Genomic DNA, 18,402 nt, shown 5'->3' with positions numbered 1-18,402 from the left:
GGTCAAGTCCTGAAACCCCTTGCCGTGTAGGTCCTTTTCATCTCCCAGACCTGCTCCCGGAGTGGCAGGCGTTCCCGACGAACTCGGTGATGTCCACGGTGTCGGCGATCAGCCGGTATCCCTCGGGGGTCGGGTGGAGGTTGTCCGCGCTGGCGTACTCGGGGTCGATGATGCTGGGGTTGTTCGGGTCTCGAACGGCGGCGTCGAAGTCGATCACGCTGTCGGACAGGTGCTGCGACCTGATCCAGGAGTTGACCCGGACCCGGACGGGATCGGCGGGCGGGAAGCTGGTCAGTCCGGCCGCGAGCGAGTTCGACGCGGGCATCATGGTGCCGAGGTGTACCCGCAGGCCCGCGTCGTGCAGTCGGCCGATGACCCTGGTGTACCCCGCGACGAGTTGTTCGTACGGTGCGCCGATCGGCATTCCGAGGTCGTTCATCCCGATCCAGACGATCACATCGGTGACACCGGACTGGTCGAGCACGTCGGCCTCGATCCGCGACTCGCCTGCCCGTCCGAGTGCCGGAACCATCCCGTCGGAGAGCAGACGATTGCCGCCGATCCCGGCATTCGTGACGACGACCTCGCCGCCGGCCTCGTCGAGCCGGCGCTGGAGGAAGTCCGGGTAGCGCACGTTCCGGTCGACGACCCCGTCGACCTGTGGGTTGCCAAGGAAGTCCGCACCCACATGCCCGTCGGTGGCGGAGTCCCCGAAGGCGACGACCGTCGAGACACCGGCCGGGGCCAGCATGTCCACCTGGGACACGAACGGAACCCGCATGGTGGTGTGACTGAAAGCGTCACCGCCGATATCCGCTGTGTGGTCCCCGAGCCCCGGCGGCGTGTAGAAGCTCGTCGCGTTCCCGCTGGCGTGCCCGGTGACCCGGCCTGCCCGACCGTCGGTGTGGATGCTGATCGACAGCGGCTGGAATCCCTCGACGGTGATCGGCACGGGGTCGGTCAGGATGTCCGTCCCCGGCGCGGCCGTTGTCGAGGTGTTGCCGCCGTCGAAGGTGACCGGGCGGACGGAATCCGGATCGATTGCGGCACTATGGGTCTGGCGTCCGACGGTCACCCGGGTGAAGGTGACGGGTTCGCTGCCGAACCGGTTGCTGAGCCGGATCCGTACGTCGTCCCCGCCGCGGTGGGGCGTCACCACGACGCGGTAGGTCTGGTCGCCGCCCGGCATCCCGGAACCGGTGGCCTCGACAGCATCGGTCGGGCTCGCGGACCAGGCGCTCACCCAGTGCCGATCACCGCATCCGGCGCTCGGCACGCCTGCCCACGCGCTGGCGGTGACGCTTGTTGCCGCCAGCGCGGACGCGCAGATCGTCGCCAGTAATCCATACCTGAAATCCCTTGACATGCAGATCCTTCTGTCGGGTTCACTTGAAACGTCGCCTGGCCCTTGGGGCGCCGCGTCGGCGATCAGTTGGCCGGACTCAGGCAGCTGTCGAGTCCGTCGACCAGCGAGCACGCGGTCGGTGGCCTGCTCGGCTGGTAGTCGGTCGGGACTCCACCCTGTGCGATGAGAGACCGGTACGCCGCGACCGCCTCGGTCGGCTTCCGCTCAAGCGTCGGATCGTTCTTCACGTCGACGGTGTAGAGGCCGAAACGGGGTGTGTAGCTTCCCCATTCGTAGTTGTCGGTGGTGGCCCAGTAGTTGTATCCGACGACATTGATGCCGTCGTCCTTTGCTCGCTGCAGCCAGTAGGCGGCGTCGCGGAGGTGGTCGGCGCGGGCGAAACCGTCCGGGCGGGGCTTGCCGTCCTCGGTCGGCATGCCGTTCTCGACGATGTACAGGGGCTTGCCCGGGAAGCGCTTCGCGTAGTGGCGCAGCGCGTAGTACAGACCGTCGGGCGCCGCGCTGGCCTTCCACGGCTCCGAGAAGACGTTGGCGTAGCTCAGGTCCGTGGGAGACATCGAGTAGTAGTAGTCCAGGCCGACGAAATCGAGCTTGTCGGTGATGCGGTCGAGGAAGGTGGTGTCGATCGCGGCCTCGACCGCCTGGAAGTAGGCCACGTTCGAGGACACCTGCGCGCCCGGCTGCACCTGGTGGATGTAGTCGTAGATCCCGGAGTGGACCTGGACCCACCGATCGAGGGCGGCCGGGGTGTTCACCGGGTCGAGGCCCCCGTGGCTGAGTTCCTGGAACAGGTATGCCGACGGTTCGTTGATGGTGATCCAGGACGGGTCGTACTTCGCGTACCGGTCGACGACCTTGCGGGCGTTGGCAAGCCAGTCGGCGACCATGCCCGCGTTGTTCCACCCGCCGCGGTCGAACTCCCACCCGGGGTACACCCAGTGGTCGAGGGTGATCATCGGTTGCATGCCCGCGGCTCGGATGCTCGCGACCACGTCGTCGTAGAAGGCCCAGGCGGTCTCGTCGTAGCGGCCCTGCTGGGGTTCGAGGCGCGCCCACTCGACGCCCATCCGGTACACCCTGGTCCCGAGGTCCTTGGCGTGCTGGATGTCCTCCTTGTATCGGTGGCGGAAGTCGGCGGACGTGCCGACCGGGTCCTTGGTCTTGCCTTCCGCTTCGTAGCGCATCCAGTTGCTGTCCGGCGAATAGCCCTCCGACTGGAACCCCGATGAGGACACTCCCCACAGGAAGTCGGCGGGCAGGCTGTCGACCGGCTCGATGGACCCGGTGCTCCCGACGCCGTCCACGCTGCCGCCGCTGCCCTGCGCGGCGGCCGCGGGCCCGCCGGCCAGCAACGCGAGCCCCGTCAGCACCGCCAGTAGGCCGCTCGTTCGTCGACGCATCAGTTCTCCTCGCATCCGTGCGCCGTCGGGCGCGGTGGTGATGCGGGAGACACTAGCTGACCGAGTGATCGGTAGGTCAGCTTTGGGTCAGATATGCGTTGGGCAGCGCATCTTCGAGCAGTGGAGGTCAGCCGGCCGCGGCCACCCTTGCCGGGTGGCCGCGATCACGGCGAGAGCGAGCGGGGGAGTATCCGGGCGGTCAGCCCTTCCACCACGGGCGCAGCGGCACCTCCGCCTGGCCCTTCGGGCCGAGCTTGACGGCCAGCACCTGGTGCAGCTGGACCACATTGCGTTCGAACCCGAGCCGTGAACCGGCCATGTAGAGCCCCCACACCCGCGCCGTGCCCTCGCCGACCTCCGCGACGCAGGCGTCCCAGTTGTCCACCAGGTTCTGGCACCAGGCCTTGAGGGTCAGCGCATAGTGCTCGCGCAGGTTCTCCTCGTGCCGGACCTCGAGGCCGATGTTTTGGATCTCGGTGATGATCCGGCCCGACCCGGTCAACTCGCCGTCCGGGAACACGTAGCGGTCGATGAACCCGCCTGCGCGCGCCTGGTGCCGGTTGTCCGGGCGGGTGATGCAGTGGTTGAGCAGCCGCCCGCCGTCACGCAGCTTGGACTGGATGAAACCGAAGTAGGCGGGGTAGTTGTGCACCCCGATGTGCTCGGTCAGCCCGATCGAGGACACCGCGTCGAAGCCGGTCTCGGTGATGTCCCGGTAGTCGGAGTGCCGGACCTCGGCGAGATCCGAGAGGCCCTCGTCGGCAATGGCCTTCTGCGCCCACGCTGCCTGCTCGGCGGACAGCGTCACCCCGATCACCTTGACCCCGCGCCGGGCCGCGAACCGGACCATCGAGCCCCAGCCGCATCCGATGTCGAGCAGTCGGTCGCCTGCCTTGAGCCCGAGCTTCTCGAACACCAGCCGGTACTTGTTCTCCTGCGCGTCCTCGAGGCTCTGCTTCGGCGACTTGTACGCCGCGCAGGTGTAGGTCATCGACGGGCCGAGCACGTGCTCGTAGAAGGTGTTCGACACGTCGTAGTGATGGTGGATGACTTCGGCATCGCGGGTCTTGGAGTGGCGCAAGCCTTCCGCGAGCCTGCGCCAGCGGGGGAGGGCCTCCTGCGGAGGAGGGGCGATGGGCCGAAGCAGGTCCCAGCCGAGCGAGCGGGTGATGCTCGCGATCGTCAGCGCCGACGGCCGCCGGAAGTGCAGGTCGTCGCCCATCACCCGGAGTACCTCGTATGGGTCTCCCGGGTGAACCCCGGTGGCGTCGAGATCGCCCGCGACGTAGGCGCGTGCCATGCCGAGATCGCCCGGCGCGGTCGCCAGGTAGGTGGTGCCCCGCGGGGACTTGAGCGTCAGGCCGTACTCGGCGTCCTCCGGACCCGCGGCGCTGCCGTCGTAGGCGGTGAAGCGGACCGGGATCTCACCGTCCGCCACCGTCTCGAGGATCTCGGCGATCGAGAGCTTGTGGTGGTTGCGAGTCTGGGTACTGGCGTCTTTGAACGTGGTCACTTGCGTTGCACCGCCTTCGAATACAGGTCCAATAGTCGCGAATCGGGGTCGTACTTCTGCTTCAGGATCGAGTAGTTGTCGCCGCCGTAGAGGCGGGCGAAGTCGTCAGCGTCGTAGTAGGAGTCCGAGTACAGGGACTTGTGGCCGTCGAACCGTGCGACGGTGTCCTCGATCAGCCGGTTCGCCTCGCCGTCGCGGGCGCCGGGCGTGATCGGCACCGACGACCAGAAGCCGACGTTGACGTAGGTCCGCTTCGGCTCGAGCGGATACAGCGGCCACGGGCGCACGGCGGACGCGCCCGCGGGCCCGGGCTCGCGCAACCGCAGCGGGCACAGCCACAGCGGCTCGATGGGGATCTCGCGCAGGAACCAGGACACGAAGTCCGCGGTGTGCTCGATCGGGACCTCGACGTCCTGCACGACCCGCTCACGCGGAGGGTTGCCCTTGCGGCGTTCGAGCCGGTCGCCGATGTCGTACTTCTGGTCGAGGGCGATCAGCTTCCAATAGAAACTGCTGCGCCGGTAGCGCTTCGGCCAGAATCGCCTGATCCGCGGATTCTGCGCGCCGAACGCCCGCGAGCACCAGAACCAGTCGGTGTCCCAGCGCCACAGGTAGTCCGCGATCGTGAGCCGATCCGTGGTGCGCTGCTGCAGCGACCGGTAGTAGATCTGCTGGCCCGTGTAGTCGCTGACCGGGCCGCCCTCGTCGGTCTGCGTCCCGAGGGTCAGGTAGGCCTCGGTCGCCGAGAACACCACACCGTCGAGATAGTCCACCGCGACGCCCTCGTGGCTGCGATCGGTGCCGATGCGGTCCATCGCCCGCTGCAGTTCGGTGAGATCGTCGAAGCGCAGGTGCCGCAGCGCGACAAACGGTTTCACCGGTTCCAGTTCGATGCGGAGCCGGGTGGAGTAGCCGAGGGTGCCGTACGAATTGGGGAAACCCCAGAACAGGTCCGAGTGCTTGCCGTCGGGGGTGGCGGTGATGATCTCCCCGCCGCCGGTCAGCACGTCGATCTCGAGCACCGATTCGTGCGGCAGACCGTTCCGGAACGAGGTCGACTCAATGCCGAGGCCGGTGACGGCGCCCCCGAGGGTGATGGTCTTGAGCTGGGGGACCACCAGCGGTGCCAGGCCGTACGGCAGGGTCGCGGCGACCAGGTCCTCGTAGGTGCACATGCCCGCGACGTCGGCGGTGCGGGCGGCGGGATCGACCGAGATCACCCCGCCGAGCCCGGACACGTCCAGTCCGGGCGCATTCGTCTTCGCCCGCGCCCGGAACAGGTTTGAGGTCTTCTTCGCCAGGCGCACCGTCGCCGACGGCGGGATCGCGTGATAGCTGGCGAGCAGGCGCTCGACACCGGCATGATGGGCCGCCGCGCCGGTGTGACCCGGCGTGGATGTTCGTCGACCCAGTCGTTGCAACGCACTCTGAGAGGCAGCCACCCCCCGACGCTATCGCCTGGGTGCGACACCGGCCACCCAAGTGGAAGGCGGTCCGGAGAAACGTCACGCAAATGTTGCGAACCGGTCGCGGTTCGGGGTTCGCGGCGTCGCTGTGATCCGGGGCACACGCGGTCGAGCGGACTGGCCCGGCTGTTCGCGGAGCGGGCACGATGGCGGGGTCGGCCACCGTCAGGGTGCGGCCAGCAGATGCTAAGGAGATCCACAGTGGGACAGGTCAGCGCCAGCAGTTCGGTCGAGGTCGCGGCGGCTCCGGAGCGGGCGCTCGCTGCGCTCACCGATTACGAGACGGTGCGTCCCCGCATCCTCACCGAGCAGTACCTGGACTACCGGGTCCTCGAGGGCGGCCAGGGTGCGGGCACGATCGCGCAGTGGACGCTGAAGGCGACCGAGAAGCGTTCGCGTGACATCAAGGCCACCGTGACCGTCGACGGCAACACGGTGACCGAGAAGGACGCCAACTCCACCCTCGTCACCACCTGGACCGTCGCCCCCTCCGGCGCCGGGTCCACGGTCACCACGACCACCGAGTGGAAGGGGGCCGGCGGCATCGGCGGCTTCTTCGAGCGCACCTTCGCGCCTGCCGGGCTGCGGAAGATCCAGGCGGCCGTGCTGGCGAACCTGGCCCGCGAACTGGCCTGACGCCGACCACCGCGGCCGCTGACCGATCCGTTCGGTCAGCGGCCGTCGAGATAGCGGACTATGCCGAACACCACGGCCTGCGCGTACCGGGCCCTGCCCTCCTCGCTGGTCATGGCGCGGGCCTCGTCCGCGTTGCGCATGTTGCCCAGCTCGACCAGGATCGACGGCCGCTCGGACAGGTTGAGCCCGCTCAGGTCCCCGCGCGGCAGCAGTCCGCCCGCCCCGACATAGGTGGACGGGGTGAGGCCGGACGTCTCGAGGGCGTCGCGCATGGACTTGGCGAAGGCGACCGAGGCGCCTGCCTGGACCGCGTTCAGCGGCGGCGCCGAGAAGCAGACATGGAATCCGTGCTGGTCCGGTGCGGCACCGTCGGCGTGGATCGCGACCACCACGTCGGCGCCGGACGCGTTGGCGTCGGCGGCCCGCCGGTCGACGCACGGGGCGACCGACGTGTCGTCGGCGCGGCTCAGAAGCACCCGTGCGCCGAGATTCTCGAGCTCGGTTCGCATCTGGGCGACGACCTCCCAGTTGAGGGAGTGCTCGGGGAAGCCGCCGTCGGTGCTCGTGCCGGTGGTCTGACATTCCTTGGTGCCGCCTCGCCCGGTCGGGACCGGCGCGCTCATCCCCGCGTCGTTGGCTCCGTTGTGGCCGGGATCGAGGAACACCGTCTTGCCCTGGAGGGTGGCCGATCGCACCAACTCGCCTGCGGTGGTGGTGGGGGCCGCGGTCACGCCCGCGGCGGTCTCGGTCGGGATGGTGCAGGCCGACAGCGCCAGCGCCGAGGCAGCGACGGCCGTGAGCAGGACGCTCCGGTACCCGGCCGACTTCGCACGCACGGACCCACGCTATCCGGATGGGGCTACGCTGACGGGGCAACACGCAGAAAGGACATCGACGTGCAGCCCGGTGGACAACCCGATATGCAGCAGCTCCTCGCGCAGGCCCAGCAGATGCAGCAGCACCTGATGGCCGCGCAGGCAGAGATCGCCCAGGCGGAGGTCACCGGCCAGGCCGGCGGTGGGCTCGTGACGGCAACGGTCAAGGGGACCGGCGAGGTCGTCGCGCTGACGATCGACCCGAAGGTGGTCGATCCCGAGGACGTCGAGACCCTGCAGGACCTGGTGATCGGCGCGATCGCGGACGCGTCGGGCAAGGCGCAGGAGATCGCGGCGGGCAAGCTCGGCCCCCTCGCGGGCGGCCTGCCCGGGCTCCCCTTCTAGAGGCCCCGGTGTACGAGGGTCCGGTACAGGATCTGATCGACGAGCTCGGCAAGCTGCCGGGTATCGGGCCCAAGAGCGCGCAGCGCATCGCCTTCCACCTGCTCAGCGTCGAGCCGCCGGACATCGATCGGCTGCAGAACGCGCTGCAGCGTGTCCGCGACGGGGTGCAGTTCTGCGTCGTGTGCGGGACGGTGTCCGACAAGGAGAAGTGCCGGATCTGTGCGGACGCCCGCCGCGACCGCACCGTCATCTGTGTCGTCGAGGAGCCGAAGGACGTCCAGGCGGTGGAGCGGACGCGGGAGTTCCGTGGCCGCTATCACGTGCTCGGCGGCGCGCTCGACCCGCTCAGCGGTGTCGGTCCGGACCAGCTCCGCATTCGGGAGTTGTTGGCGCGCATCGGTAATCAGGAGGACGGCGTCGACGTCTCGGAGGTGATCATCGCGACCGATCCGAACACCGAGGGCGAGGCCACCGCGACGTACCTGGTTCGGATGCTGCGCGACTTCCCCGGCCTGACGGTCTCCCGGCTGGCCTCGGGTCTGCCGATGGGCGGAGACCTGGAGTTCGCCGACGAGCTCACCCTCGGGCGAGCGCTGTCGGGGCGCCGAACCCTCTGACGCGACCGGCGGATCGAGCCACTCCGGGTGCGCCGTTGCGGCGGATTCCGGTGTTAGCGTGGGTGTATGCCGGTCCTCGGGGCAGGGGCACGAACGACAACGGGAGCTCTGGCGAGGCGCACCCGACGCGGGGTCATCGTGTGCTCCACGGCGATCGCGCTCGCGGTGTCCCCCGCGCGGGCGACGGCCGCCGCGCAGACGGCCGTCCCGCCGCCTCCCGGCACCGGGCTGCCTGCGATCGTCGACTCGATCGTGCCGCCACCGGCGCTCGGCCCCCCGCCGCGTGAGGTGCCGCCGATAGCGGCCGCCGCGGGGGAGCCCTCGGAAATCCAGGCGCTGCGGATCGCGGTCATGCCCTCGGACGTGGGCGACCCGTTCTTCGACCGGTGGCCGGACTCGCTGGGGGACAGCGCGAACGGTGACGTGTTGGAGATGCGGGACGTGACCGCGGCGGCTGCGCCCCTCGTCGGTGTGGCGGTGCGGGAGGTCCGCCAGATCAAGGTCAGGACAACCGACGCCGTGGGCGTGCCCTCCTACGCGACCGCGACGCTGATCATCCCCGCCAGGCCGTGGACCGGGGCGGGCGGTCGGCCGGTCCTGGTCAACAACCTGCCCATCGATGCGCTCGGGCGGGCGTGCACGCCCGGCTACACGCTGGCGCACGGCCTGAACCTGTCCACCAATGTCGCCGACTTCGTCCCGCCGACCACCGCGTTGGCGGCCCTGCACGGCTACGCGGTCCTCATCCCGGACCACGAGGGGCCGAGAATGGCATACGCCGAGCCGTATGTCGCGGGGCATGCGGTCCTGGACACCATCCGCGGACTGCACCGCGCGCTGCCCGACGAATTCGGCGCGAGCAAGTTCGCGATGACGGGCTACTCGGGTGGGGCGATCGCCACCGAAGGCGCGGTCAAGCTGATCGACTCCTACGCCCCGGACCTGGCGGGCGCCATCGTGGGCGCCGCGCTCGGCGGGGTTCCCGCGAACTTCGAGATGCTCACCAGGAGCATGAACGGCAATCTCGCGACCGGGTTGTTCCACGGCGCGACGCTGGGTATCGCGAGGGAGCGCACCGAGATCCTCGCCCTCGCCAACAACCTGGCGCAGCAGCTGGCCACCTCCCCGCTCAAGGACCAGTGCGTCGTCACGCTCGGTGCGGCGGGCGTGACGTTCCTGCCGATCGAGGTGATGGCCGACATCGACAATCCGCTGGCCTCGCCGCAGGCGCGCGAGCTCTATCGCGTCACGAAGATGGCAGGCATGGCGTCGGGCACCCCGCTGTACATCTACAACGGCGCGCAGGAGTTCTGGATCCCGGCCGCGGGGGCACGGGAGCTCTACCTGGAGCAGTGCGGGCTCGGCGTTCCAGCGGTGTACCGGGAGGTCTTCGGTGAGCATCTCGTCGCCGCGGTCACCGGCTATCCGGGGGCGCTGCACTGGCTCGACGATCGGTTGCGCGGAGTTCCGGCGCCGGACGAGTGCCCGCCCGCGTGACCGCGCGGATGTCGGTGCGGGAGCGTAGGTTCGGCACCGCACACCGTCAGCAGCCACACCTCGGCCATAGGAGACAGCAGTGCCTGAACCCAAAACCATCGTCGGCGCACCGTGTTGGGTGGACCTGACCAGTTCGGATCCGCAGCGCGTCATCCCCTTCTACTCCGGGCTCTTCGGGTGGGCGGCCGACACCAATGAGGACCCGCAGTACGGCGGCTACTCGATCTTCAGCAAGGACGGCAAGCCGATCGCCGGTCTCGGCCCGCAGCAGGAGGGCAATCCGTACGGCAACGTCTGGACCGTCTACCTCGCCTCGGAGGACGCGGCGGCGACCGCGGACAAGGCCGCGGCCGCAGGCGGGCAGGTGATGATGCCGGCGATGGTGGTCGGCGACCAGGGCACGATGGCGATCATCGGCGACCCGGCCGGAGCCGTGGTCGGTGTCTGGCAGGCGGATCAGCACCGCGGATTCGGTCTGGTGGACGAGGCCGGCGCCCCGGTCTGGTTCGAGACGTTGTCCCGCGACTACGCGGCGGCGTTGCCGTTCTACGAGAGCGTGTTCGGGTGGAGGTACGACCCGATCGGCGACAGCGACGAGTTCCGGTACTCCCAGGCCAAGATCGGCGACGAGATGGTGGCGGGTGCGATGGACGCATCCGGCTTCCTGCCCGAGGGTGTCCCGTCGTTCTGGCAGTTCTACGTCGGGGTGCAGGACACGGACCTGGCGCTCGAAAAGGTGGTCGAACTCGGGGGCTCGGTCGTCCGCCCCGCGGAGGACACGCCGTTCGGCCGGTTGGCGGCGGTGGCCGATCCGCTTGGCGCGAACTTCCAGATCGCCTCGATTCAGCAGCAGTAGCGGCGTCGGGACGGAGCGCCGGGTCAGATCCGCTCGGTCAGCGTTGCCAGGCCGTCGCCGGACAGGTCAGCCAGTCCGGCGGGCCGTCCCGTCATCGCGAGGACGAGGGGGAGCATCGGTCCCGTCACCTCAGGCCCGGACCCCGTCGACCAGTCGGCGTCGGTGGCGCGGAGGGTGAGCCCGGCAATGCGGGTCTTGGTACCGATCAGCAGGTTCGAGCCCTTGAAGAAGTCCGCGACGCGCACGAGTGCGTCCGGCGGGTACTCGTGTGTGATGCCGAGGGGGCGCCGGATGTCCTCGGCGTGCACGACCGTCTCGCCCAGCCAGGTGTCGACCGGGCCGGGCGGCGCTGTGGACCTGTTCGCGGCGGACCGGAACTGGGCGAGGGTGTCGGCAGGGGTGCCCGCGGTCTCCCGCGCGATCTCTTTCGCGAACATCGGTTCGAAGCGGAATCCGGTCCCGGCCATCTTGCGGAGGAACCGCGCGGGCGTCATCTTCGCGGTCGCGGTCATGTGACCGAGCGTTTCCCACACCGACCACTGCCCGCACAGCGACGGGGTCGACCATTGCTCATCGGTGAGCGAGGCGAGGTCGTCGGCGAGGGCCGACCGCTCGGCGTGAATCGTGGGCCATGGGCTGGGTGGTGCCATGGTGCCTCCCGGAGCAGTTGCCGACGGACCCGCACGGTGGGTGCGACCCTGCCGTCATCGGTACCTCTGACGATCGTCCTCGGTGCCCGATTCCGCAATCGTGTCCGGTCCCGGCGTCGCGAAATTCACCCCTGATTCGCAGGTCAGAACTATTGCCGAGGGTGCCGCGCCGGGCGTACTCTCAGTGGTGCGGATCAAGAAGAAAGGCCGGTAACGGTCAATAACTTGAGAAGCAGAGATCCGGCCGAGGATGCGATTAATCGCTACATCCCCGGCCGAACCCCTGTCTGGGGGAAGTTCGCTCTCCCGAAGCTCGGCGAGCCGTCCGGCGTCTGGTCTGATCCCGGTTGCGGTCGCCCGCCCCCTACCGCTCGTCGATCGTCCAGGTGATGCCGAAGGGCGCGAGTGCGTCGAGGAACCTCTCGGCGTCGAAGGCCTCGGCCGCCGTGAGCACGCCCGCCTCGGCAGCGCCGTCCGCGAGCCGAACCGCCGCCTCGACCGCCATCAGTGCCGAGTCGACGTACGAGTCCGGGCCGCTCACCACACCGCGAACCGCGCGGCCGTCCGCGCCGAAGGCGTCGACCACGAAGTCGTAGCTCAACCCCGGGGTGGGCTCGTTCGGCAATGATTCGACGATCTCCGCGCTCAGGCCGGTCAGCTGGCTGTGGAATGCGGTCTCCAGCACGCCCTCCACATAGGAGACGTCGGAGTGGCGGGGGATCGTGAGCACCGGGGGTTGCGGGAACTTCGACACGCCGGTGGGCTCGGTGGCGCCGGGGAAGGTCATCTCGGCGCGCCTCGCGGTTTCGCCGGTCCGCAGTCCACCGTCCTGGAAGTGCCAGCCGCCGCTGCGAAACCAGTCCAGGCCGGCCAGGACCGTCTGGGCACTGCCCTTCGACCCGTTGCCTTCCCTCGTGCCGACGAGACTCATCGTGATCTCCACCGGACCCGTCAGCCGTCGTGAGGTCAGGTAGCCGAGGAGGTCGCCGGGGAGATTGCTGTTGGTGATGCCGGGGACCACCGTCACCCCGGCCCGCACGGCACGGGCGGCGTAGTCGTCGAACACGCGCTTGAGGAAGAGCTGCTCGCCGGACAGGTCGGTGTAGTGCGCCCCGGCGTCGATCGCGGCCGCGAGCACCGCTTCGCCGTGGTCGACGTACGCGGGCAGGCTGCTGATCACCGCGTCGGCGCCGGTGAACGCGGCCACCAGTGCGTCGTGATCGCCGAGGTCCGCGACCCGAACGTCAGCGGCGGGTAGCCCGACGGCCGCGGCGGCGGCGCGCATCCGATCGGCGTTGCGGCCCACCAGGATCGGGGTGATGTCGCGGCGGTTCAGTTCGGTGAGGACAGAGCCGCCGGTGGCGCCGGTGGCGCCGTAGATGGCGATCGTCTTGACGGTGTCGGTGGAGTTCGCTGTTGTCATGACTCAAACAGTATGGAGATTGATTGAGTGAACCAATGGCTTGTTTGCTCACTTCTATGCCTCAAGCGCTCACTGGATGAGCGGTAGGGTGAGGTGGTGGACATTCTCAGTGAAGCTGTTGCCGCGATCCGCACGGGCAACCCGACCTCGGGCATGTTCGTCCGTCACGCGCCGTGGGGGCGCAGGTACCCGGTGGTGCCGGGCGCGGGCTTCCACGTGGTGCTCGAGGGCTCCTGCTGGCTGGTGCCGCCGGGCGGCGCACCCATGGCGCTCGGCGTCGGCGATGTCGTCTTCATGCCTCGCGGCGCGGACCACGACCTGGTGGACAGCCTCGGCAGTACGGTCACCGAGAACGCGCGACCTGGCGAGCCGAGGGAGATATCCGGACCGGGCGTGCGGACGGCATTGCTATGCGGGGCATACGGACTGGGCAGGCAGCGAAGTCATCCGCTCCTGGGCGAGCTGCCCGAATTCGTCCATCTCCCCGCACGTCTCGGCCGCCACGCCGCGCTGCGCGGCGCCGTGGACCTACTCGTCGCCGAGATCGCTGAACCGAGACCGGGTAGCGACGCGGCGGTTCCCGCATTGCTGGACACCCTGTTGCTGTTCATCTTGCGTGCGTGGCTCGACGACCAGGCTCGGGATCGCACGACCGGTTGGGCTGGCGCTCTTGCGGATCCAGCGGTCGCCGCCGCCCTGCGCGCCGTCCATGACGATCCCGCCCGTTCATGGACAGTGCCGGACCTCAGCGACGTCGCCGGCGTCTCGCGGGCGACTCTGGCCAGGCGTTTCACCGCAACGGTCGGCGAGCCGCCGCTTACCTACGTGACCCGATGGCGCATGCTGACCGCCGCGCGCCTGCTGCGCGAGACCGACGGCCCGATCGGCGTGGTGGCCCGAAAGGTCGGCTACAGCTCCGAATTCGCCTTCGCCAAGGCCTTCAAGCGCGAATACGGACTCGCTCCAGGGCAGTATCGCCGCGCCGAGGACAAGCCCCCACTCGTCGCGGTCTGACCGGATCGTGCGCTCTGCGCAACTCGCCGAGTGCACGATCCGGCCGACCGCGAGACGATCAGCTGAGCAGCTTCGCCTTGAGGTCGGCGATGTCCTGGCTCGTCAGACCGAGTCCCTGGCTCACGTAGTTGTCGAAGCTGCCGTACTTCTGGTCCGCCGCGGCGAAGGCGTTGTCGAGCCAGGCCTGCTCGACGGGATTGGGCCCGCTGATGCTCCCGAGGCTGCCCAACCCGCCGCTGTTCGGGTCGACGTACTCGTTGCTGAGCATGTAGTCGGCGTTCACGGTCTCGCGGGGGACGCCGAGGATCGTGAGCAGGACCGCGGACAGCCAGCCGGTGCGGTCCTTGCCGCTCGTGCAGTGGTAGAGCACCGTGTCGGGGGAGTTCTTGATGTCCAGCAGGGCGGCCTTGAATGCGGCGGAGGCGCCCGCATCGGTCGGCATGACCTTGTAGAACTCGGCCAGGTTCAGCATCGCGATCGCATTGGCGGGGTTCGAGCCGGCCACGTCGCGGTTCACCCAGGTGGCACCGGCGGGGAGCTTGTCCTGGGCACGTGAGATCTCGAAGCTGCTGCGCAGGTCTTCGACCGTCTTGACGTTCAGCTGCACGAGCTTGGCCAGGTCGTCCGCGGTCAGCGCGTTGAGGGCATCGCTGCGCAATACCAGCCCGGACCGGACGGTCTTCCCGTCGGTGGTGGTGTAGCCGCCCAGGTCGCGGGCGTTCGGAGCGCCCGTCAGGTGCAGCGAATGGTCGGTCGCGGCGATCGCCACGACCGGCGTCGGTGCGGCCGCGGCGATCGCCGGGACGGGAGCGAGCAGGAGGCCTGCGGTCAGGGCGAGGGCCGCCGCCGACTTGGTTCTGGTGAGGGTGCGCTGGGACACGTGGGTTCCTCTTTCGATCGAGAGACATTGGCATGGTGCTCGAGCGAGAACGGCTCCGAGGCTAGCGGCGTGTCGGATCGAGAGGGGGCTATTTCGTTAAAATACGGTATGTAATTGCAACAGGGCTGCAGTGCTGCAGTGCTGGAAGCCGAGCCCGGCTAGCGGCCGACCGCGAGGCGTTCCCGGCGCAGCCGGTCGACCTCCTCGAGCTCCAACGGCTCGAGGGCGTCGACGCCAAGCGCGCGGGCCAACAGCAGATCCGCCAGCTCCGGGTTGCGTGCCAGCGCGGGCCCGTGCATGTAGGTGCTGATCACCGAGCCCTGCACCACGCCCTCCAGTCCGTCACCGACGCCGTTGCCGACACCGTGGGTGACCCGGCCGAGCGGCTTCGCGTCCGCGCCGAGGCTGGTGCCGCCGCGATGGTTCTCGAACCCGGTCAGTGGCTGGGTCAGCCCGTCCAGCAGCGGCCGGGTGATCACCTCGCCGATCGAGCGCTCGGCCTGCGGCGAGGTGGTGACGTCGAGCAGCGACACGCCCTCGACGCGTTCGCCCGCCGAGGTCTCGTACCAGTGTCCGAGCACCTGGATGGCCGCGCAGATCGCCAGCACGGGGGCGCCGCGACCGACCGCCTTCTGCAGACCCGGGTAGCGGGCCAGGTGCCGGGTCGCGAGGCGCTGCGCCGAATCCTCGGCGCCGCCAAGGGTGTACACGTCCAGCGACTCGGGCACCGGATCGGACAGCGTGATCTCGACGATCTCCGCATCGATCCCGCGCATCCGCAGCCGCTGACGCAGGATCAGTGCGTTGCCGCCGTCGCCGTAGGTCCCCATCACGTCGGGCAGCACCAGCCCGATCCGCACCGTCGACTCAGGCATCCCTGTTCTCCTTCGCGATGGCCGTGTTCAGGTCACGGAACGCCGTGTAGTTGGCCAGCACCTCGACCCGCCCGGGCGGACAGGACGCGATGGCGCGCAGTGGGTTCGGCTCCAGGGTGTGCTCGACGCCGGCGTAGGTCAGGCGGACCGCGAGGTCCGTCGCCCGCTCGCCGGACGCCACCACCTTGACGCCCTCGAAGTGCTCGAACCGAACGTCCCACAGCCAGGACAGGTCCTCACCGTCGGGCACCTGACCGTTGACCGCGATGACCAGCCCGTCGACGTCGTGGTCGATCATCGACAGGGCCTCCTGCCAGCCGGCCGGGTTCTTGGCCAGGAGCATCCGAAGCGTGTGTGCGCCGACCTGGACGGTGCTGTAGCGACCGGCGATCTCGCGGACCGAGGCGGCCGCCGCGACGGCGTCCTCTTGGCGCGCGCCGAGTGCGACGGCCGCCGCGACGGCCTGGGCGGCGTTGCCGCGGTTCGCCTTTCCCGGCAGCGTCAGCGACATCGGGATCTTCGATCCGTCCGGGCCGTAGAGATGCTCGTCGTCGAGCCACCAGTCGGGGGTCGGCCGCTCGAAGGAGGTTCCGGTGCTGCGCCAGTGGTTGTAGGCGATGCCCGTCGCGTCGCCGGTGCGCTCCTCCCAGACGATCGGCTCGCCGCTGCGCGGGCAGCTCACCGAGTCGCCCGCCCAGCCGCCGCCCGCCGCGACCCACACCACGTTGGGTGCGTCGTAGGCGGCGGAGGCGACGAGCACGTCGTCGCAGTTGGCGATCACCACGGCGTCGGGATGCCTGGCCAGGCCCGCCCGCAGCTTGCGCTCGATCATGTTGATCTCGCCGACCCGGTCGAGCTGGTCGCGGCTCAGGTTGAGCAGCACGATCGCCTGCGGCTGCAGGGCGTCGCTGACGTGCGGGACGTGCAGTTCGTCGACCTCGATGGCGGCCAGCGACGCGTCCACGTGGGAGCTGAGCGCGGCCACGATGCCTGCGTCCATGTTCGCGCCGTCGGCCTGGGTCGCGACGTCGCCGATGGTGGCCAGCGCCGCCGCCGTCATCCGGGTGGTCGTCGACTTGCCGTTGGTCCCGGTGATCACCACGGTGCGCTTGCCGCGGCCGAGCTGGGTCATCAGGGTGGGGTCGATCTTGAGGGCGATCAGGCCGCCGATCATCGAACCCTTGCCCCGGCCGGCCTTCTGCGAGGCCCAGGATGCCGCGGCCGCGGCGCGCAGCGCGAGGCGTCCGCGCACGGAGAATCGGGTGGCCGGGCGGGTCGCCCCGGAATTACCCGGGCGGGTGGCCCCATCATGACGTGTAGACACGGGCAGAGTTTTCCACACCCGCGGCCACGGTCAGATTCGCGCCGGTTCCGGCGTGGGCATCGTCACTGGACCGGCCGTGGCCGGAGTCGTCGACACGGGCTCGCGCGCGGCGGACGGAGTGGTCGGCCGTGCCATGCCGCCGAGGCAGCCGCCGACCACGACCACCGCGCCGACCAGGGACAGGACGCTCGGCCGCTCGCCGAGCACCAGCCAGGCGGCTCCGATCCCGACGACCGGGACCAGCAGCGAGAACGGTGCGACGACGCCCGCCGGGTAGCGGCTCATCAACGCGGACCACAGCCCGGAGCCGGCGATGGTGCCGAGCAGGACGATGTACGCGAGTCCGGCGAGGGCGGGCCAGCCGTCGGCGCTGAACGAGTCGCCGAGGGCGGACCAGCCCGTGGTCGGGCCCTCGACCGCGGCGGACAGCGCCAGCATGGGAAGCGGCGCCACCACGGTCATCCACAGCGTCAGCCGCAGCGGGTTGTCCGCCCTGGCGAGCCGGTTGCCGAGGTTGCCGAAGGCCCAGCCGAGCGCGGCGAGGAGGGTGAGCAGGACCGGCAGCAGCGCCGCATGCTGGGCACGGTCCCAGCCGATCATCGCCATCCCGCAGACCGCGACCGCGATCCCGAGCAGCTGGCGACGGCTCACGTGCTCGCGCATCAGCAGCGCACCGAGCAGGACGGTGAACGGCGCCGAGGCCTGCAGCACGAGGGAGGCCAGCCCGGTCGGCATGCCGGTGTTCATCGCCCAGAACAGGAACCCGAACTGCGCAACGCCGAATCCGAACCCGTACAGCAGGAGCCAGCGCAGCGGCACGTTCGGCCGTGGCACGAAGAGCACAACGGGGATCGCGATCACCAGGAACCGCAACGCCGCGAAGAAGAACGGCGGGAAGTGATCGAGTCCGGCGCGGATCGCGAGGAAGTTCAGTCCCCACAGCAGCGCGACGGTCAGTCCGAGGGCTCGATCACGGTTGGTCATGCCGTCAATCGTGAGCGAGCGAAAGTATCAGAACAATCGAATATAAATGGACGGTTGATGTAGTTCTTCTACATCAACCGTCCATGGAAGGTGAGCCGTCGGCTATCGGGCGAGTGCCTGTTCGTGCACGCCCTGCACCGCGCGGCCGGAGGGGTCGGCCATCGCGGCGAACTCCGGGTCCCACTCGAGTGCGGCGGGGGTGGAGCAGGCGATGGACTTGCCGCCGGGCACGGTGGCCGCGCAGGCCTCGCCGGGGAAGTGCTGGGCGAAGATCCGCCGGTAGAGGTAGGCCTCCTTGGTCTCCGGCGTGTTGTGCGGGAACAGTTGCGCGGCGGACGCGAGCTCGGCATCGGTGACCACGGCCTCGGCGTGGTCCTTGAGTCCGTCGATCCAGCCGTAGCCGACGCCGTCGCTGAACTGTTCCTTCTGCCGCCACAGGATCTGCTCGGGCAGGGCCCCGTCGAACGCCTCGCGCATGACGGCCTTCTCGATCCGGCCCCCGCCTGCCATCTTGTGGGCGGCGTCCATGCTCATCGCGGTGTCGAGGAACTCCAGGTCCAGGAACGGCACCCGCGCCTCCACACCCCAGGCCATCATCGACTTGTTCGCGCGCAGGCAGTCGTAGCTGTGCAGGGCATCGAGCTTGGCGACGGTCTCCTCGTGGAAGGCCTGCGCCGACGG

The 18,402-nt window shown here is 69.4% G+C and carries 18 protein-coding genes; 6 read left to right on the top strand and 12 right to left on the bottom strand.

All coding sequences use genetic code 11. The annotated features are described in order from the left end of the window. Positions 1-37: 37 nt before the first annotated feature. The 4 genes from BR31_RS28815 to BR31_RS0114910 all read right to left on the bottom strand — a co-directional run bounded on the left by BR31_RS28815 (position 38) and on the right by BR31_RS0114910 (position 5,691). Positions 38-1,366, bottom strand: coding sequence for a GDSL-type esterase/lipase family protein (locus tag BR31_RS28815; protein WP_081830498.1), 1,329 nt, complete (start codon positions 1,364-1,366; stop codon positions 38-40). 62 nt (positions 1,367-1,428) lie between these two features. Next, entirely contained in the window at positions 1,429-2,766 is a 1,338-nt protein-coding gene (locus tag BR31_RS0114920) for a family 1 glycosylhydrolase (protein WP_231496498.1), read from the bottom strand. Between the two features lie 199 nt (positions 2,767-2,965). Further along, positions 2,966-4,279 (bottom strand): class I SAM-dependent methyltransferase, encoded by a 1,314-nt coding sequence (locus BR31_RS0114915; RefSeq protein ID WP_027501656.1) that lies wholly within the window; start codon positions 4,277-4,279, stop codon positions 2,966-2,968. Next, on the bottom strand, positions 4,276-5,691 hold the full coding sequence (locus BR31_RS0114910) for an FAD-binding oxidoreductase (RefSeq protein ID WP_027501655.1): 1,416 nt from the start codon (positions 5,689-5,691) through the stop codon (positions 4,276-4,278). Before BR31_RS0114910 ends, BR31_RS0114915 begins: the two co-directional genes overlap by 4 nt. 255 nt (positions 5,692-5,946) lie before the next feature. Here BR31_RS0114910 and BR31_RS0114905 point away from each other — a divergent pair, with 255 nt between their 5' ends. Then, complete coding sequence (locus tag BR31_RS0114905) at positions 5,947-6,381, top strand: SRPBCC family protein (protein ID WP_027501654.1); 435 nt, start codon at positions 5,947-5,949, stop codon at positions 6,379-6,381. A 35-nt stretch (positions 6,382-6,416) separates the two neighbouring features. Here the strand turns inward: BR31_RS0114905 and BR31_RS0114900 are convergent, their stop codons facing one another. Further along, the gene (locus tag BR31_RS0114900) at positions 6,417-7,136 is read right to left on the bottom strand and encodes an Rv3717 family N-acetylmuramoyl-L-alanine amidase (protein ID WP_197023624.1); all 720 of its coding nucleotides are present in this window, start codon (positions 7,134-7,136) and stop codon (positions 6,417-6,419) included. Between the two features lie 165 nt (positions 7,137-7,301). On the opposite strand from BR31_RS0114900, the gene BR31_RS0114895 reads away from it, so the two are divergent. The 4 genes from BR31_RS0114895 to BR31_RS0114880 all read left to right on the top strand — a co-directional run bounded on the left by BR31_RS0114895 (position 7,302) and on the right by BR31_RS0114880 (position 10,571). Continuing rightward, entirely contained in the window at positions 7,302-7,601 is a 300-nt protein-coding gene (locus tag BR31_RS0114895) for a YbaB/EbfC family nucleoid-associated protein (protein WP_331281132.1), read from the top strand. An 8-nt stretch (positions 7,602-7,609) separates the two neighbouring features. Next, positions 7,610-8,218 (top strand): recombination mediator RecR, encoded by a 609-nt coding sequence (gene recR, locus BR31_RS0114890; protein WP_027501651.1) that lies wholly within the window; start codon positions 7,610-7,612, stop codon positions 8,216-8,218. A 66-nt stretch (positions 8,219-8,284) separates the two neighbouring features. Beyond that, a complete protein-coding gene (locus tag BR31_RS28810; RefSeq protein WP_081830497.1) occupies positions 8,285-9,715 on the top strand; it encodes a lipase family protein in 1,431 nt (476 codons plus the stop codon). A gap of 79 nt (positions 9,716-9,794) precedes the next feature. Continuing rightward, the gene (locus BR31_RS0114880) at positions 9,795-10,571 is read left to right on the top strand and encodes a VOC family protein (protein WP_027501650.1); all 777 of its coding nucleotides are present in this window, start codon (positions 9,795-9,797) and stop codon (positions 10,569-10,571) included. 23 nt (positions 10,572-10,594) lie between these two features. On the opposite strand, the gene BR31_RS0114875 is transcribed toward BR31_RS0114880, so the two are convergent. After that, a complete protein-coding gene (locus BR31_RS0114875) occupies positions 10,595-11,221 on the bottom strand; it encodes a maleylpyruvate isomerase family mycothiol-dependent enzyme (RefSeq protein ID WP_027501649.1) in 627 nt (208 codons plus the stop codon). Between the two features lie 364 nt (positions 11,222-11,585). Beyond that, positions 11,586-12,644: a saccharopine dehydrogenase NADP-binding domain-containing protein gene (locus tag BR31_RS0114870; RefSeq protein WP_051637447.1), complete on the bottom strand. Its 1,059-nt coding sequence runs from the start codon at positions 12,642-12,644 to the stop codon at positions 11,586-11,588. Between the two features lie 96 nt (positions 12,645-12,740). Between BR31_RS0114870 and BR31_RS0114865 the strand changes: the two genes are divergently transcribed. Further along, positions 12,741-13,658: an AraC family transcriptional regulator gene (locus BR31_RS0114865; RefSeq protein ID WP_027501647.1), complete on the top strand. Its 918-nt coding sequence runs from the start codon at positions 12,741-12,743 to the stop codon at positions 13,656-13,658. 58 nt (positions 13,659-13,716) lie between these two features. Here the strand turns inward: BR31_RS0114865 and BR31_RS0114860 are convergent, their stop codons facing one another. The 5 genes from BR31_RS0114860 to BR31_RS32450 form a co-directional block, all read right to left on the bottom strand. Beyond that, positions 13,717-14,538 carry a tyrosine-protein phosphatase gene (locus BR31_RS0114860; RefSeq protein ID WP_037176788.1) on the bottom strand — a complete coding sequence of 274 codons (822 nt, stop codon included), beginning with the start codon at positions 14,536-14,538 and terminating at the stop codon, positions 13,717-13,719. Between the two features lie 158 nt (positions 14,539-14,696). Then, complete coding sequence (locus tag BR31_RS0114855) at positions 14,697-15,413, bottom strand: type 1 glutamine amidotransferase (RefSeq protein ID WP_027501645.1); 717 nt, start codon at positions 15,411-15,413, stop codon at positions 14,697-14,699. Continuing rightward, positions 15,406-16,665 carry a Mur ligase family protein gene (locus tag BR31_RS0114850; protein ID WP_027501644.1) on the bottom strand — a complete coding sequence of 420 codons (1,260 nt, stop codon included), beginning with the start codon at positions 16,663-16,665 and terminating at the stop codon, positions 15,406-15,408. Before BR31_RS0114850 ends, BR31_RS0114855 begins: the two co-directional genes overlap by 8 nt. 102 nt (positions 16,666-16,767) lie before the next feature. After that, complete coding sequence (locus BR31_RS28805) at positions 16,768-17,721, bottom strand: EamA family transporter (protein ID WP_037176787.1); 954 nt, start codon at positions 17,719-17,721, stop codon at positions 16,768-16,770. Between the two features lie 102 nt (positions 17,722-17,823). Further along, on the bottom strand, positions 17,824-18,402 hold a 579-nt coding region (locus BR31_RS32450; RefSeq protein WP_027501643.1), incomplete at its 5' end, for an asparagine synthase-related protein.

Origin of the sequence: Rhodococcus sp. UNC363MFTsu5.1 (assembly GCF_000686785.1) — a bacterium.
GTDB lineage: Bacteria > Actinomycetota > Actinomycetes > Mycobacteriales > Mycobacteriaceae > Rhodococcus_G > Rhodococcus_G maanshanensis.
This window is presented reverse-complemented; position numbering and strand designations above follow the sequence as displayed.

Coding starts and splice junctions, on each gene's coding strand:
- BR31_RS28815 (WP_081830498.1), bottom strand. CDS start 1,366: ATGTCAAGGGATTTCAGGTATGGATTACTGGCGACGATCTGCGCGTCC.
- BR31_RS0114920 (WP_231496498.1), bottom strand. CDS start 2,766: ATGCGTCGACGAACGAGCGGCCTACTGGCGGTGCTGACGGGGCTCGCG.
- BR31_RS0114895 (WP_331281132.1), top strand. CDS start 7,302: ATGCAGCAGCTCCTCGCGCAGGCCCAGCAGATGCAGCAGCACCTGATG.
- BR31_RS28810 (WP_081830497.1), top strand. CDS start 8,285: ATGCCGGTCCTCGGGGCAGGGGCACGAACGACAACGGGAGCTCTGGCG.
- BR31_RS0114875 (WP_027501649.1), bottom strand. CDS start 11,221: ATGGCACCACCCAGCCCATGGCCCACGATTCACGCCGAGCGGTCGGCC.
- BR31_RS0114870 (WP_051637447.1), bottom strand. CDS start 12,644: ATGACAACAGCGAACTCCACCGACACCGTCAAGACGATCGCCATCTAC.
- BR31_RS0114855 (WP_027501645.1), bottom strand. CDS start 15,413: ATGCCTGAGTCGACGGTGCGGATCGGGCTGGTGCTGCCCGACGTGATG.
- BR31_RS28805 (WP_037176787.1), bottom strand. CDS start 17,721: ATGACCAACCGTGATCGAGCCCTCGGACTGACCGTCGCGCTGCTGTGG.